The following is a 13,506-nucleotide window of genomic DNA, read 5'->3' as shown; positions in this document are numbered from 1 at the left end:
AATTAAACAAGTGTCAAATTGTTACAAAACCTTAACTTTATTAGTGTTTTCCCTTGAAATTAATATCGTCTCATTAACTCTTTCAACAAAACAACCTCCTAAAGTTATTTTTGAAAATGTCTTTAGGATAATTCGGTTAATCAGTTCATTGATACTTTTTCCTCTAACAGGATAGTATTTTTTTCCTATTTTTTGAATAACAAATGTCAAAGATCTAAAAACAACTTCATGCGATTGATCAAAAAAATTATGACTTAAAATATAAGTATCTTTTGTTTTAATATGTATAGAATTATCCTTCAAATTTTTGTTAACATAAAACTTAATTGATTTGTCTGAGTCTCTTAAATTATCAATGGTTAATTTTAGTTTTTTTAAGTCCAATCCCTCTTTTTCAAGAGATTCTAATAAAGTTCTAATTCTTGTTCTTTTATATATCTCGTTAATATTAGATGGATCTTTTATAAAAAATTTAAATACTATTTTAGAAATATTAATTAAATCTTTTTTTTCTAAGTTGAGTAATGGTCTTAAAATATTTAGATCCTCATCTTTATATTTTACACTTTTGTTAAAAGATACCAATCCATTTAGTCCACTCCCTCTAACCACTCTAATTAAAAAATTTTCAACTAAATCATTTGAATGATGTCCTAATAATAAGTGCTTAATATTATTTTTTTTACATTCTTTTGATAGTAAAGAATATCTTGCTTCTCTTGCTAAAGATTGAATATTTCTAGAAGGTTTTTTTCCTTTCCAGCTTAATACTTTGCATGTAACACCAATTTTTTGTAAAATTTTTTTTACTAACGTTGCTTCCTTTGTCGACTCAGTTCTAAGTCTATGATCAACTAAAAAAAATTTAACTTTTATTTTATTTTTTATTGAATAGCATTTAGCCAAGTAAGCCAGTGCCAAACTATCGGGTCCACCCGAAACTGCTACTGCTAAATTTTCCCCAGAATTTAAAGAGGAAGAGAATTCACCATAAACTTTTGAGATTTTTCGATCTTTTAAAAAACTAAGAATTTGTTTATGAGTTTTGTTTTGAACACTCAAACTTTTTTGATTCATATTTTGCTTTTTGAAGCACAGATTGATTTGCTTTAGGATATTGCTCTTCAACCCCCACAATCATTTTACAACCTTGCTCTTTTTCTCCTATTTGAACCATTGATACACCAAGTTTTAATAAATTTATAGGAGCCTTCTCACCTTTTGGATATTTTTGATATCCTTCAAGATAAGCAGTAGCTGCATCTGTATAAAGTTGTCTTATTCTAAATGTTTCAGCATACCAATATTGAGCATTGCCTGCCAATTTATGCTCTGAATTATTTATCACAAATTCTCTAAAAGCTCTCTCTGCAGTGCTGTAATCACCTACCTTTAAAAAACTAGTTGCAAATTCATATTGTTTTTCTGGAGTAGCATTTGGAAGTATATTTTTTTCTGATTCAAAGTTTTCTGTCACTATTGATGAAGTAGTTTCTACTGATTGTATTTGCTGACTAGTTTCTTCACTTTCTGTATCTTTATATGAAATAGATCCTAAGTCTTGAGGTTGTGAAGAGCCTGGTAAAGTTTTGTCTACTTGTTCCTTTGGTATTGAAGTTAATTTTTTTCCAATTTCTCCAGATGATAAAGTATTTTCCAGATCTTGAAATCTAATTTGGTTATCTGCTTGAACCTTAGAAAGCCTATTTGATAATTTATCTAACTTGAAATTAATTTCTTCAAACTTATTAGTCAGTTCTTGAAATTGTTTTTCAACATCAGACAATTTTAGAAGATGTCTTGTTAAAACATCCTCAGAGTTTTCGTTTGTGCCTGTTTGACTATTTGAATTAATTGACCCTGAGTAAACAGCTTTTTCCAGGGTTTTTAAATCTTTTTGAATTAACTCTAAAATTTCATTTACATTATGATTATCAGCAAAAATAATATTTGGAAAAAATATAAAGACTAATATTAATTTTAATCGAATTATTTTTTTATAATTAAACATAATAAATTGAGTAGTAATTATAATGATGGCAAAAAAAAGACCCTATTCACAAATGTGATAGGGTCTTTTATAATTTATTAAATTGATTAGTTCGCTTTAACAGTAACTGATCTTCTATTTTTAGACCATGCTAAAGGGTTAGATCCAGAATCTACTGGTCTTTCTTTACCATAACTTAATACAGAAATTCTGTCTGAAGAAATTCCATATGTCATTAAATAGTCTTTTGCTGAATTAGCTCTTCTTTCACCTAATGCTAAGTTGTACTCTCTTGTACCTCTTTCATCAGCGTGACCTTCTAATACAACATTAATATCTGAATTTTTTCTTAACCATGCAGCTTGTTTTCTTAAAGTTTCTCTTGAAGCTGTTGTAAGTACAGTTTCATTTGTTGCAAAGAAAACTCTATCTGGAACACCAGAAGCTAAATATTCAACAGAATCTGTTCCTGTATAAACATCACCTTGCATTTGTCCTGTTGTTGTTTTTTTTGTAGCACAAGCAGTTAATACTAAGCTTGCTAAAACAATTAGAAATCCACTTTTTAAAATCTTGCTTAAGTTCATTGTTGCTCCTTGATCCTTGTTTTGTAATACTTTATATTTTTCATATTTAATTAGACCTTTCAAGTTAAAAATCAAGTAAAATTGAGACTAATTGCTTAATAAAGACGACCAAGATGGGTCAGAAGCATCAGTTTCAGTTTCAACCATCTTTTCATTGTACCCTGTTAAATCAATAGACCATAATTTGGCTGAAAATCCCTCTCCTTTAGAGTTAGTCTTAGTTTCTCTATAAAAGATAAGAACCCTTCCATTTGGTGACCATGATGGAGCTTCTTGATAAAAGTTCTCTGTTAGGAGTCTTTCACCAGTTCCATCTGTTCTCATTACTCCAATATAAAATTTTCCTTTATGAAGCTTTGTAAATGCAATTAAATCACCTCTTGGAGACCACACTGGAGTTCCATACAAACCATTCCCAAATGAGATTCTCTTAACATTTTTTCCATTACTATCCATTACATAAATTTGTTGGTAGCCACTTCTGTCTGAGTTAAAAGTAATTCGTTTTCCATCTGGTGAGTAAGAGGGTGATGTATCAATTGATGGATGATTGGTAATTCTTTCAACAATTCTGTTTTCAAGATCCATAGTATAAATATCAGAATTGCCATCTTTAGCAAAACTCATTATAATTTTTTTTCCATCAGGTGAAAACCTTGGGGCAAATGTCATTCCAGGAAAATCTCCGACTACTTCTTGCATTCCAGTTTCAATATCTAATAAATATACCCTAGGTAAATTTCTGAAATAAGAAAGATATGTGACCATCTGATTTGTTGGGCTAAATCTTGGTGTTAAAACTAATTCATTTCCAAGTGTTAAATATTTATTATTAAAACCATCTTGGTCCATTATTGCTAATTTTTTTATTCTTTTAGTTTTAGGACCTTCTTCAGAAACGTATATTATTCTAGTATCAAAATAACCTTTTTCTCCAGTTAAGCGTTCATACACCTTATCTGTAATAATATGACCTACTCTTCTCCAGTTACTAGGAACAGTAGTAAATGCTAAAGCCATCATTTCTTTTCCAGCTAAAACATCCCATAATCTAAATTCTACTCTTAATTTTTCATCTATAAACGTAACTTTGCCTGTTACTAGAGCTTGTGCTTTAATTAAATTCCAATCCTCAAACCTTGGTTTTAAATTGGCTACATCTGGTTCTTGAAGAAATGCATTTTTGTCTAGTGGATTAAATAGACCAGATTGTCTTAAATTATTCTCAACAACTATTGAAATTTCTGATCCTAGGTCTTCTTGTTTTAAAATTTTTTTAAAATTTTCTTTTGATTTATTATCTATTGATAAAGGGGATACAGCTACTGGTAGAGGATTTAAATTTCCTCTAGTAATATCAACTTCAATTAAAGCAAAAGCTTTAATAGGAATAATAATAAGTAATATAAATAAATATCTTAATAACATTTTTATCCTTCTAACATTTCTCTAGCATCAAAATTTAGCTGCATATCTTTCCATCTTTCGTAACCTGTACTAGGTACTCTAAGAGGTTGGCAAAGCTTTATCGCTCTTAATGCACTTTCAGCTAATACTTTATAAAATCCCTGTCCAGGCCTATTCATTCTAGCATGATCAAGAATCTCTGTTTTTATAATAGAACCATCTGGCTTTAATTGTAACTTAATTCTTACTAATAAATCTTCATTAAACGGTAACCCTAGAGGAATACTCCAACAACCAAAAATTTGAGCTTTTAGAGCATCTTCTTCACTTAAAGTTAATCCTGAAAAATCCATATCTTTATCTTGATCTTGAGTAACTTTATTGGATTTTTTATTTGTTTCTGCACTCTCAGTCTTAGATTTATCAATTAATGCAGCAATACTATTAGTGTCAAATAGTTCTTTTTTTTCAAATTCTGAAATTTGTTTAATTTCTGTTTCTTCTTTTTCAGGGTTTTGTTTTTCATCCTTAATTTTCTTTATTTTTTCTATTTTTTCATCTGGTAATGGAACGGCATCTGGCTTTTGTTTTTTTATTTTTTTTGGTGGTGCCTGTTCAGAAACTAATTTTTTTTCTTTTTCTTTAACTTTCTCTATTATTTTTTTTGCTTTTGGTGCAAAAGGAATATTAGTTTTGTCTGTGATTTGAATCAACTCAACTGATATAATCGGAGGAAGATCAATCGGTTTTTTAGCAAGGAATGGTAAGCTCATAGCTGTGATTACCACAAGAAATATATGAAGCCCAAAAGAAATAACAATATTTCTATTCACTTTAGTTACCTCTCTTTATATGGCTCAGAAATTAATGCTACTTTAGTAAAGCCAGAGCCAGATAGCATTCCCATTATTTCTAAAACTCTACCATAGTTTATAGATTTGTCTCCTCGAACATAAATTCTAGTGTCTGTTCTATTTTTAGATACAGCTAAAATCTTTGCAATAATTTTATCATACTCAACTTTAGATTCTTGAATAAATATTTCACCTTTAGAATTTATAGATAATGTTAATGGTTCTAATTCTTCAGGTAATGAGTCTGCAGAACTTTCAGGTAGATCAACTTGTATTCCAACTGTTAATAATGGTGCTGTTACCATAAATATAATTAATAACACCAACATTACATCAACAAATGGAGTGACATTTATTTCACTCATAGGCTCTTTTGATGAACGTTTGAGATTAAAAGCCATTTTATATTATTGATAAAAATCTTTTAGAAAAATTTTCTAATCTTTGTGAATATTTTTTTGAGTCGTTATTAAATTTGTTATAGGCAACAACTGCAGGTATTGCTGCTAATAATCCGAGTGCAGTTGCAAATAAGGCTTCAGCTATTCCTGGTGCTACAATTGCCAAACTTGTATTTCTTGAGATTGCTATAGATTGGAATGAGTTCATTATTCCCCATACAGTTCCAAACAAACCTATAAAAGGTGCAGTTGAACCAACTGTTGCTAAAAAAGTAAAACCTTTGTCTATTTTTGAAATTTGTTTTTCAATATTAACCTCAAGTATGCTTGCCATTCTTTCATTTAGGTTAGTTTTACTTTTGGCTTTTAATAAACTTTGCATTGTATCTTTAAACAATAAAGCTGTAGGGTTTTCTACATCAGCTGGCAAACTATTGTAAAAAGTTTCGGCTGATTTTGATTTCCAAAATTTTTCTTCAAATTCCTCAGACTCTAAATTAATTTTTTTAAACAGTCTAAATTTTTCAATAATAACGGCCCATGAATATATAGAGCAGCCAATCAACATAAGTATTACTGACTTTACAATAAAATCTGCTCTTAAAAATAAACTCCACAAGGAAAAATCGGTATTTGAGGCAAGGCCTACTGCTTGAGATGTAATATCAGCTTCCATATTGAAGGTTTCACACTTAAATGTGTCATGAATTTGACTTTTAAAGTCTTTATTTATTCTTCTAGTTTATAAGTTTCGTAATAAAAGCTAGCAATCAATATCGCATCAGCTTTATTTGAGTCTTTTTTTCTTGATAACTCTGATGAAAAATAAGGAAATACCTCTATTGCTTTTGTTCTACTAGCGTCTTTTTCTGAATTAATAAGGTTAAAATACTTTTTCCATTTTGTCGGTCTTACAAAATACATTGGTAATTGCATTGCAGAACAAATTCCTTTTAAAATACCAAACGATTGTCCAAAATTAAACATACTAGTAACACCTTGACCTGGCATAGCTGATACTTGTTCAATTATAACTTTGATATCTTCCCTTTTTATATCATTAATTCTTGAAGAAATTTCGTAATAAATTTGAGCACCATTAACTTGTTTTTTATTTTTTTTCCCTTCAGGCATATTGGGCATTTCAATAACATCAATTATTTTACCATCTTGAAAAAAACAAATAGAACCTGTTATGCCTGGGTCTATTCCAATAATAAGCATTAGCTATTCTTAAAATTTATATTTGAATAAACACTTTGAACATCATCATCATCTTCTAATGTTTCTAAAAACTCTATTGCCGCTTCCACTTTATCTTTTTCAACATCTACACTATTTAAAGGAACCCATTCAATCTCTGTTGAAATAAAATTTGCAATTGTTTTTTCTAAATTTTTTTTTACATTATAAATTTCACTCATAGGACATTGAATTTCATGAAATTGATCACTTGAAATACACTCATCTGCACCAGATTCAATTGCTAGTTCAAAAATTTGTTCATCTGAGATTTCTTTTTTATCAATTTTTATAATCCCTAACTGATTAAAGTTATGTGAAGCAGATCCCTGAGTTCCTAAATTGCCACCACTTTTTACAAATATAGATCTAACATTGGAAGCTGTTCTATTTTTATTGTCAGTTAGTGCTTCCACAATTACGGCTATTTTATCTGGACCAAATCCTTCATATCTTAAATTTTCATAATTTGTTTCAGAATTAACCGAAGATTTGGCAATAGCTCTTTCAATATTATCTTTTGGCATGTTGGCTGATTTTGCGGCTTGAATTGCAGATCTAAGTCTTGGGTTCATCGCAGGATCTTTATCACCTAGTTTTGCTGCTACACTTATCTCTTTAGATAATTTTGAAAATACTTTAGATCTTTGTTTGTCTGCTTTTCCTTTAGAGTGTTTTATACTTGCCCATTTTGAATGACCCGACATAATAATTATTGAGAGTTTTTTAATTCTCCTCCATGTATAAAATTTTTTACAGTTTTTGCTAACCCTGTTTCTACATCACATTCAACAATCACACCACACAAACTAGCTTCACCAATTGCTGGAAAGTGCTTTGTGGACTTTTTTTTTAAAAATCTATTAATTGAATTTTCTTTATTCATTCCAATAACTGAGTCATAATCACCACACATTCCTGCATCAGTTTGATAAGCAGTACCACCTTTTAATATTCTAGTATCATTTGTTGGAATATGCGTGTGAGTTCCAACAACCAATGTTGCTTTACCATCAAAAAAATGTCCCATAGCTGACTTTTCACTTGTTATTTCACCATGAAAATCGACTAATAAAAAGTCATAATCTTCTTTAAGCTTATATTTTTTCATAAATTTTTCAGCTGCTTCAAATACATCTTCACATTTCTTCATAAAAACATTTCCCATCAAATTAAGTACCCCCACTCTCATCTCATTTTTAGCAGTAAATATTCCAAAGCCTTTTCCTGGAGATGGTTCAAATAAATTTTTAGGTCTAAGAAGTCGATTTTCTTTTTCAATATGAGACATTGTTTCTTTCTGATCCCACACATGGTTACCCGTTGTAATAGCATCTACACCACAGTTAAAAAAATCTTTACATATTTCCTCTGTAAGACCAACACCTGAGTCGGCTGCATTCTCACCATTAACAACTACAAAATCGATTTTTTCATCTTTAATTTTTGATAATAAATTATTCAAAACCATCGACCGTCCTGAAATGCCAACTACATCACCTAAAAAGAGTATTTTCATTTTATAATATTTTTATTTGTTACAATATAATCTAATTTTTGATCATACATATTAGTTGGCACTTTATCAATTTCTTGAATTGAAAAAGCTAAACCTATCTTTATGATTTTTTTTTTTTGATAATTTTTCAATTAATCTATCGTAGTATCCACCACCATATCCAAGTCTGTTTAATTTTTTATCAAATGCTAACAAGGGAATTAATAAAACATCAGGGTATACTATATTTTTAGCTTCTGGTTCAGGTATTCCATATTTATTTATTTTTAAAGGCTCAGAAAATGACCATGAATAAAAATCCATTTGAAAGTTTTTCTTAATTATGGGTAAAGAAATATTAAATTTATTCTTTTTAAATTTTCTTAACAGTGTCAAGTCGTCTATCTCAAAGTTTACCGGATAGTATCCACCTATAATAATCTGATTGGTTATCTTTTCTTTTTTAAGAATTTTTACAATTTGCTTAAAATTGAGCTGAATATTTTTTGTATTAAATTTTTTTCTTACTTTAAAAATTTTTTTTCTTAATTCAGATTTTAACACAAATCTACTGAATTGGATTTTCTAAATTTGCTTTTTCAACAAAATTTTCAATTTCATCTGCTGCAGCTTCGATTATTTTTTCATAATCTTCTTTATTTTTTTCTATTTCTTTTTTAAAACTTTCATGATTTTGTTGAAGTTCCTTCATCTCTTCTTCTTTTTTATCTCTGTAATCATAAACTAATGACTTCAATTCTCTAAATTTATTTGATAAATTCTGTAACTCAGTTTTTTTTTGTTCTACCTTTTTTTTAGTTTCAAAATATTCATCCATTATTTGAACTGAAGTGATCAATAGAAGTTTATTTTCCCCTATGTTTCCAAGGTCATTCTTTAAATTGCTAAATTTTTCATTAATATGAGTTAACAATTCTTCTAAATGCTCTTCCTGTCCATCATCACAAGATAGAAGAAACTCTTTGCCATTAAATTTAATATTTACATTTGCCATTTATCTATTTCTTCTAATAAAGTATCTGTTTCTTGATTTAATTCATCTATTTTTTCTGAAAATTCCGTCTCTTTTTTTTGTTCTTCTATTTTTTGCTGGTTAATATCTTCTAATTTTTGATTAAGAGCTTTGTATTCACTTTCTAAATTTTGATATTTTTCTTCTATTTGTTTTTTTTCAATTTCTAATTGATTTTTTTGAATGTTTAAGTTTTCTAGATTAGACTTTAGCGTTGGGTTTTGTAAATTCAAACTCTTCAATTTATTAAGTGCAAAACTGAGCTTTTTTTCTTTTTCACTGTCTGTTTTCATATATATATATTTATATTATTAAATTGAGTCTTCTAAGTCTAGATAGGATATTTTTGAACAAATTACATAAAGATTTATCAAACGCAATAAGGTTTTTATCTATAGATGCTGTGCAAAAGGCAAATTCAGGTCATCCTGGAATGCCAATGGGTATGGCAGACGTAGCAACAGTTTTATTTAAAAATTTTCTTAGATTTAATCCAAAAAATCCTAACTGGATAAATAGAGACAGATTTGTTTTATCTGCTGGTCATGGATCTATGCTTCTTTACTCTTTATTACATTTAACTGGGTACAAAGGTATTTCTTTGAATGATATTAAAAATTTTAGACAATTAAAATCTATTTGTGCAGGTCATCCTGAATATCACCCTGGTACTGGTATTGAAACTACGACAGGTCCTCTTGGGCAAGGAATTGCTAATTCAGTTGGTTTCGCTATTGCAGAGGAAATTTTGAAGAAAAAACTTGGTAAAGAAATAATAAATCATAAAACTTATGTTTTAGCTGGAGATGGATGTTTAATGGAAGGCATTAGCCATGAAGCAATGAGTTTAGCGGGACACTTAAAGTTAAAAAATCTAGTTATGCTTTTTGATAATAATTCAATATCTATTGATGGACCAACTAGCTTGGCGGTTTCAGATAATTTCAAAAAGAGATTTGAAAGTTATGGTTGGGATTACATACTAATCAATGGTCATAACGAAAGAGAAATTTTTTCAGCATTAAAAAAAGTTCAAAATGCTAAAAGACCAACTATTATTTCATGCAAAACAAAAATTGGTTATGGCTCACCTAATAAATCTGGTAAAGCCTCTTCGCACGGTAGTCCAATTGGTTTAGATGAAATTAAATTAGTTAGAAAAGCATTAGATTGGAAACACAAACCTTTTGAAATTCCTAAAAATATTTTAAGTGAATGGAGAAAAATTGGTAATAAGGGTGCAAAACTTGATTCTGCATGGAGTAAAATTTATAAAAGAAAAAAAAATTTAGTAGATAAAGTCTTTAAAAATAATTTCTCTAAAGCTTTAAAAAGTGAAAAGCAAAATTCTCTTAGAGAAAACAAAAGTTTAGCCTCAAGAAAAGCTTCTGAGTTAACTCTTAATGCTCTTACGAAAGAAAATAATACGTTAATTGGTGGCTCAGCTGACTTAGCGGGATCTAATAACACTAAAACCAAACATCATAATGCTATTAATTCTGGCAATTTTAAAGGTGATTATATTCACTATGGTGTTAGGGAGCACGCCATGGCAGGAATAATGAATGGTTTAGCACTTCATAGTAAATTTATTCCATATGGGGGAACCTTTTTAATATTTTCTGATTATTGTAAACCTTCCATTCGTTTATCTGCTTTGATGCAGCAACGGGTTATTTATGTAATGACCCACGACTCAATTGGCTTAGGGGAAGACGGACCCACACACCAACCTATAGAACAACTGTCTGGATTAAGATCTATTCCTAATTTAAATGTTTTTAGACCTGCAGACAGAATGGAAACTATCGAGTGTTGGGAACTAGCATTAAAAAACTCGAAGACACCAAGTGTGTTATCTTTAACTAGACAAAATCTTGAACCTATTAGAAAAAAATATTCAAATATGAACAAATGCTCTTTAGGTGCTTATGAGGTTTTAAGAACAAATAAAAAAATTAATTTAACAATATTTGCTAGTGGTTCTGAGGTTAATTTAGCAATTGAGACTAGCCATAAATTAGCCAAAGATAAAATTTATTCTAAAGTTATATCAGTACCATGTCAGAATATTTTTGATTTGCAGTCAAAAGCATATAAGAAAAAAATTCTTAATGAAGCAAAATTTAAAATATCTATTGAAGCAGCTTCAACTGATTGCTGGAAAAAATATATTGGAACTGAGGGTTTAGCTTTTGGAATTGATACATTCGGTAAAAGTGCACCCTACAAAGAAATTTATAAATATTTTGGATTAACAGTTCAAAATATTTCACAAAAAGCAAAAAAACTAATAAAGAGTTAAATATGACAATAAAAGTTGGTATCAATGGAATGGGAAGAATTGGTAGAATGGTAATTAGAGCTATCATTGAAAGCCAAAACAAAAAAATAAAAATCAAACACATCAATAACCGATCAAATTCTGAAGCCAGCTGTTCTTTAATTAAATACGATTCTATTCATGGTAAATTTAATGCAGATTTAGATTATGATGAACAACATTTAATTATTAATAATAATAAAATAACATTTTCACAAGAATCTAATATTGAAGATATTAACTGGAAAAAATTTGATGTTGATTATGTTTTTGAATGTACTGGAAAATTTAATTCAAAAGAAAAATTATTAGCTCATATAAAAAATGGTGCTAAAAAAGTTATAGTTTCAGCTCCATGCAAAAATGCTGATAAGACAATTGTCTATGGCGTAAATGAAAATATTTTGACAAAAGATGATCAAATTATTTCTGCAGCCTCTTGTACAACTAACTGTCTTGCACCTGTGGCTAATATTTTAAATGAAACTTTTGAAATTGAAAAAGGGTTTATGACAACTATTCATGCTTTTACAAGTGACCAAAGAATTTTGGACAATTCCCATAAAGATCCTAGAAGAGCAAGATCTGCCAGTCAATCTATTGTGCCAACTTCTACGGGTGCTTCAAAAGCAATCGGTGAGATTATACCTTCATTAAAAGGAAAACTTGAAGGCATTGCAATGAGAGTGCCAACTCCTAATGTTTCCCTTATAGAACTAGTTTTTTGTACAAAAAAAGAGATGAGCAAAGAGACAATTAATGAGGCATTTACTATCGCCTCTAAAGAACAATCAAAGAAAGTTTTAGAAGTTACTTTAGAAAAACTAGTTTCAATTGATTTTAATCATAATTCAGCTTCAGCAATTGTTGATTTGTCTTTAACTAATGTAGTTGGTAAAAATATGGGAAAAATTTCAGCGTGGTATGATAACGAATGGGGCTTTTCAAATAGAATGTGTGACATAGCAGAACATCTTCATCAAGTCTCTTAATGAGAAATATTCAAGACGAAACTAATTTTAATCAAAAAAAAGTATTACTTAGGTTGGATTTAAATGTTCCATTAGATAATGGAAAAATTACTGACACTACTCGAATAGATAAAATTTTACCTACTATTAATTTTTTATTAAAAAATGAAGCAAAGATAATAATACTATCTCATGTAGGTAGGCCCAAGGGCAAAGTGGTAAGTGAACTCTCTCTTAAACCAATATGTGAAGATCTAAAAAATAAACTAAACCAAAATATAAAATTAGTTTCAAAAAATATAAAAGAAATTAAATCTACTGATTTATTTAATGAACATGATGAAAAAATTGTAATCCTTGAAAATCTTAGGTTTTATGAAGAGGAAGAAAAAAATGATAATGGTTTTGCCAAGCATTTAGCAAGTCTAGCTGATATTTATGTTAATGATGCTTTTTCATGTTCGCATAGAGCTCATGCTTCAATTTTTGAAATTACTAAATTTATTCCTTCATACGCTGGCCTCCAATTAAATTTAGAAATTGATGCACTAACTAAAATTACATCTGAAATTCAAAGACCTATAACATGCATCATAGGGGGTTCTAAAATATCTTCTAAAATTAATATCATTAAGAACTTAATTGCTAAATTTGATAATATTATAATAGTTGGTGGAATGGCCAATAATATACTTAGATATAAAGGATATGAAATTGGAAAATCTATTCAAGAAGATAATTGTGATAAAATTATTGAAGAAATATTTTCTTTATCAAAAAAGGAAAGCTGTAAGATAATTTATCCTGAAGATGTTGCTGTAGGGAAAAACTTAGATGGATCAGCTAAAATAAAAGGACTAAATAATGTTTCTAAAGAAGAGTTAATTTTAGATATTGGTCCCAAGACAATTAAAGCTATCAATTCATTAATTGAAGAAAGTAATACTATCTTGTGGAATGGGCCAGCAGGTTATTTTGAAAACTCTAATTTTGCCAAAGGAAGTCTTGAAATAGCAAAAAAGATTATTGAAAAAAATAAGAGTAATACAATTTACTCAGTTGCAGGTGGTGGTGATACCGTTTCTCTTTTAAATGGTATTGGAGCAATTAATAATTTTAATTTTGTTTCAACTGCGGGTGGTGCTTTTTTAGAATATCTTGAAGGAAAAGAACTTCCTGGTATAAAGGCTCTTAATTAAC

General features: G+C 29.0%; 15 protein-coding genes and 1 pseudogene. 3 read left to right on the top strand and 13 right to left on the bottom strand.

Features of this window, described 5'->3' with window-relative positions; genetic code table 11:
• Window positions 1-21: 21 nt before the first annotated feature.
• The 13 genes and pseudogenes from tilS to AC5SLN_RS01005 all read right to left on the bottom strand — a co-directional run bounded on the left by tilS (window position 22) and on the right by AC5SLN_RS01005 (window position 9,305).
• Window positions 22-1,077: a tRNA lysidine(34) synthetase TilS gene (gene tilS, locus AC5SLN_RS01065; RefSeq protein ID WP_494593701.1), complete on the bottom strand. Its 1,056-nt coding sequence runs from the start codon at window positions 1,075-1,077 to the stop codon at window positions 22-24.
• Complete coding sequence (gene ybgF / locus AC5SLN_RS01060) at window positions 1,037-2,011, bottom strand: tol-pal system protein YbgF (protein ID WP_027306716.1); 975 nt, start codon at window positions 2,009-2,011, stop codon at window positions 1,037-1,039. Before ybgF ends, tilS begins: the two co-directional genes overlap by 41 nt.
• Window positions 2,012-2,097: 86 nt before the next feature.
• Window positions 2,098-2,640: a peptidoglycan-associated lipoprotein Pal gene (gene pal, locus AC5SLN_RS01055; RefSeq protein ID WP_494593699.1), complete on the bottom strand. Its 543-nt coding sequence runs from the start codon at window positions 2,638-2,640 to the stop codon at window positions 2,098-2,100.
• A 24-nt stretch (window positions 2,641-2,664) separates the two neighbouring features.
• On the bottom strand, window positions 2,665-4,005 hold the full coding sequence (gene tolB / locus AC5SLN_RS01050) for a Tol-Pal system beta propeller repeat protein TolB (protein WP_494593697.1): 1,341 nt from the start codon (window positions 4,003-4,005) through the stop codon (window positions 2,665-2,667).
• A 2-nt stretch (window positions 4,006-4,007) separates the two neighbouring features.
• Window positions 4,008-4,817 carry a cell envelope integrity protein TolA gene (gene tolA / locus AC5SLN_RS01045; protein WP_006997308.1) on the bottom strand — a complete coding sequence of 270 codons (810 nt, stop codon included), beginning with the start codon at window positions 4,815-4,817 and terminating at the stop codon, window positions 4,008-4,010.
• A gap of 5 nt (window positions 4,818-4,822) precedes the next feature.
• Complete coding sequence (tolR, locus tag AC5SLN_RS01040; protein WP_006997309.1) at window positions 4,823-5,239, bottom strand: protein TolR; 417 nt, start codon at window positions 5,237-5,239, stop codon at window positions 4,823-4,825.
• Between the two features lies 1 nt (window position 5,240).
• Window positions 5,241-5,915: a protein TolQ gene (gene tolQ / locus AC5SLN_RS01035; RefSeq protein WP_018413880.1), complete on the bottom strand. Its 675-nt coding sequence runs from the start codon at window positions 5,913-5,915 to the stop codon at window positions 5,241-5,243.
• 53 nt (window positions 5,916-5,968) lie between these two features.
• The gene (locus AC5SLN_RS01030; protein ID WP_494593695.1) at window positions 5,969-6,463 is read right to left on the bottom strand and encodes a crossover junction endodeoxyribonuclease; all 495 of its coding nucleotides are present in this window, start codon (window positions 6,461-6,463) and stop codon (window positions 5,969-5,971) included.
• Entirely contained in the window at window positions 6,463-7,188 is a 726-nt protein-coding gene (locus tag AC5SLN_RS01025; protein WP_494593694.1) for a YebC/PmpR family DNA-binding transcriptional regulator, read from the bottom strand. Before AC5SLN_RS01025 ends, AC5SLN_RS01030 begins: the two co-directional genes overlap by 1 nt.
• Before the next feature lie 5 nt (window positions 7,189-7,193).
• Complete coding sequence (locus tag AC5SLN_RS01020) at window positions 7,194-8,000, bottom strand: TIGR00282 family metallophosphoesterase (RefSeq protein WP_494593692.1); 807 nt, start codon at window positions 7,998-8,000, stop codon at window positions 7,194-7,196.
• A pseudogene (locus AC5SLN_RS01015) lies at window positions 7,997-8,543 on the bottom strand (5-formyltetrahydrofolate cyclo-ligase). The gene AC5SLN_RS01020 and the pseudogene AC5SLN_RS01015 overlap by 4 nt, the downstream one beginning before the upstream one ends.
• A 4-nt stretch (window positions 8,544-8,547) precedes the next feature.
• Window positions 8,548-8,994 carry a cell division protein ZapA gene (locus AC5SLN_RS01010; RefSeq protein ID WP_494593690.1) on the bottom strand — a complete coding sequence of 149 codons (447 nt, stop codon included), beginning with the start codon at window positions 8,992-8,994 and terminating at the stop codon, window positions 8,548-8,550.
• Complete coding sequence (locus tag AC5SLN_RS01005; protein WP_006997316.1) at window positions 8,982-9,305, bottom strand: coiled-coil domain-containing protein; 324 nt, start codon at window positions 9,303-9,305, stop codon at window positions 8,982-8,984. Before AC5SLN_RS01005 ends, AC5SLN_RS01010 begins: the two co-directional genes overlap by 13 nt.
• Before the next feature lie 53 nt (window positions 9,306-9,358).
• Between AC5SLN_RS01005 and tkt the strand changes: the two genes are divergently transcribed.
• Genes tkt through AC5SLN_RS00990 form a run of 3 tightly spaced genes read left to right on the top strand, consistent with a single transcriptional unit; the run spans window position 9,359 to window position 13,505 of the window.
• Window positions 9,359-11,317, top strand: coding sequence for a transketolase (gene tkt, locus AC5SLN_RS01000; protein WP_494593688.1), 1,959 nt, complete (start codon window positions 9,359-9,361; stop codon window positions 11,315-11,317).
• A 2-nt stretch (window positions 11,318-11,319) separates the two neighbouring features.
• Window positions 11,320-12,327, top strand: a complete 1,008-nt coding sequence (gene gap, locus AC5SLN_RS00995) for a type I glyceraldehyde-3-phosphate dehydrogenase (RefSeq protein ID WP_494593686.1) — start codon at window positions 11,320-11,322, stop codon at window positions 12,325-12,327.
• Window positions 12,327-13,505 (top strand): phosphoglycerate kinase, encoded by a 1,179-nt coding sequence (locus AC5SLN_RS00990; RefSeq protein ID WP_494593684.1) that lies wholly within the window; start codon window positions 12,327-12,329, stop codon window positions 13,503-13,505. The genes gap and AC5SLN_RS00990 overlap by 1 nt, the downstream gene beginning before the upstream one ends.
• Window position 13,506 lies beyond the last annotated feature (1 nt).

The organism is Candidatus Pelagibacter sp. PS_31 (assembly GCF_059417865.1).
Note: the sequence above shows the minus strand (reverse complement) of the source record. Positions and strands in the feature narration are given on the sequence as shown.

Coding starts and splice junctions, on each gene's coding strand:
- tilS (WP_494593701.1), bottom strand. CDS start 1,077: ATGAATCAAAAAAGTTTGAGTGTTCAAAACAAAACTCATAAACAAATT.
- ybgF (WP_027306716.1), bottom strand. CDS start 2,011: ATGTTTAATTATAAAAAAATAATTCGATTAAAATTAATATTAGTCTTT.
- tolB (WP_494593697.1), bottom strand. CDS start 4,005: ATGTTATTAAGATATTTATTTATATTACTTATTATTATTCCTATTAAA.
- tolR (WP_006997309.1), bottom strand. CDS start 5,239: ATGGCTTTTAATCTCAAACGTTCATCAAAAGAGCCTATGAGTGAAATA.
- tolQ (WP_018413880.1), bottom strand. CDS start 5,915: ATGGAAGCTGATATTACATCTCAAGCAGTAGGCCTTGCCTCAAATACC.
- AC5SLN_RS01030 (WP_494593695.1), bottom strand. CDS start 6,463: ATGCTTATTATTGGAATAGACCCAGGCATAACAGGTTCTATTTGTTTT.
- AC5SLN_RS01025 (WP_494593694.1), bottom strand. CDS start 7,188: ATGTCGGGTCATTCAAAATGGGCAAGTATAAAACACTCTAAAGGAAAA.
- AC5SLN_RS01020 (WP_494593692.1), bottom strand. CDS start 8,000: ATGAAAATACTCTTTTTAGGTGATGTAGTTGGCATTTCAGGACGGTCG.
- AC5SLN_RS01010 (WP_494593690.1), bottom strand. CDS start 8,994: ATGGCAAATGTAAATATTAAATTTAATGGCAAAGAGTTTCTTCTATCT.
- AC5SLN_RS01005 (WP_006997316.1), bottom strand. CDS start 9,305: ATGAAAACAGACAGTGAAAAAGAAAAAAAGCTCAGTTTTGCACTTAAT.
- gap (WP_494593686.1), top strand. CDS start 11,320: ATGACAATAAAAGTTGGTATCAATGGAATGGGAAGAATTGGTAGAATG.
- AC5SLN_RS00990 (WP_494593684.1), top strand. CDS start 12,327: ATGAGAAATATTCAAGACGAAACTAATTTTAATCAAAAAAAAGTATTA.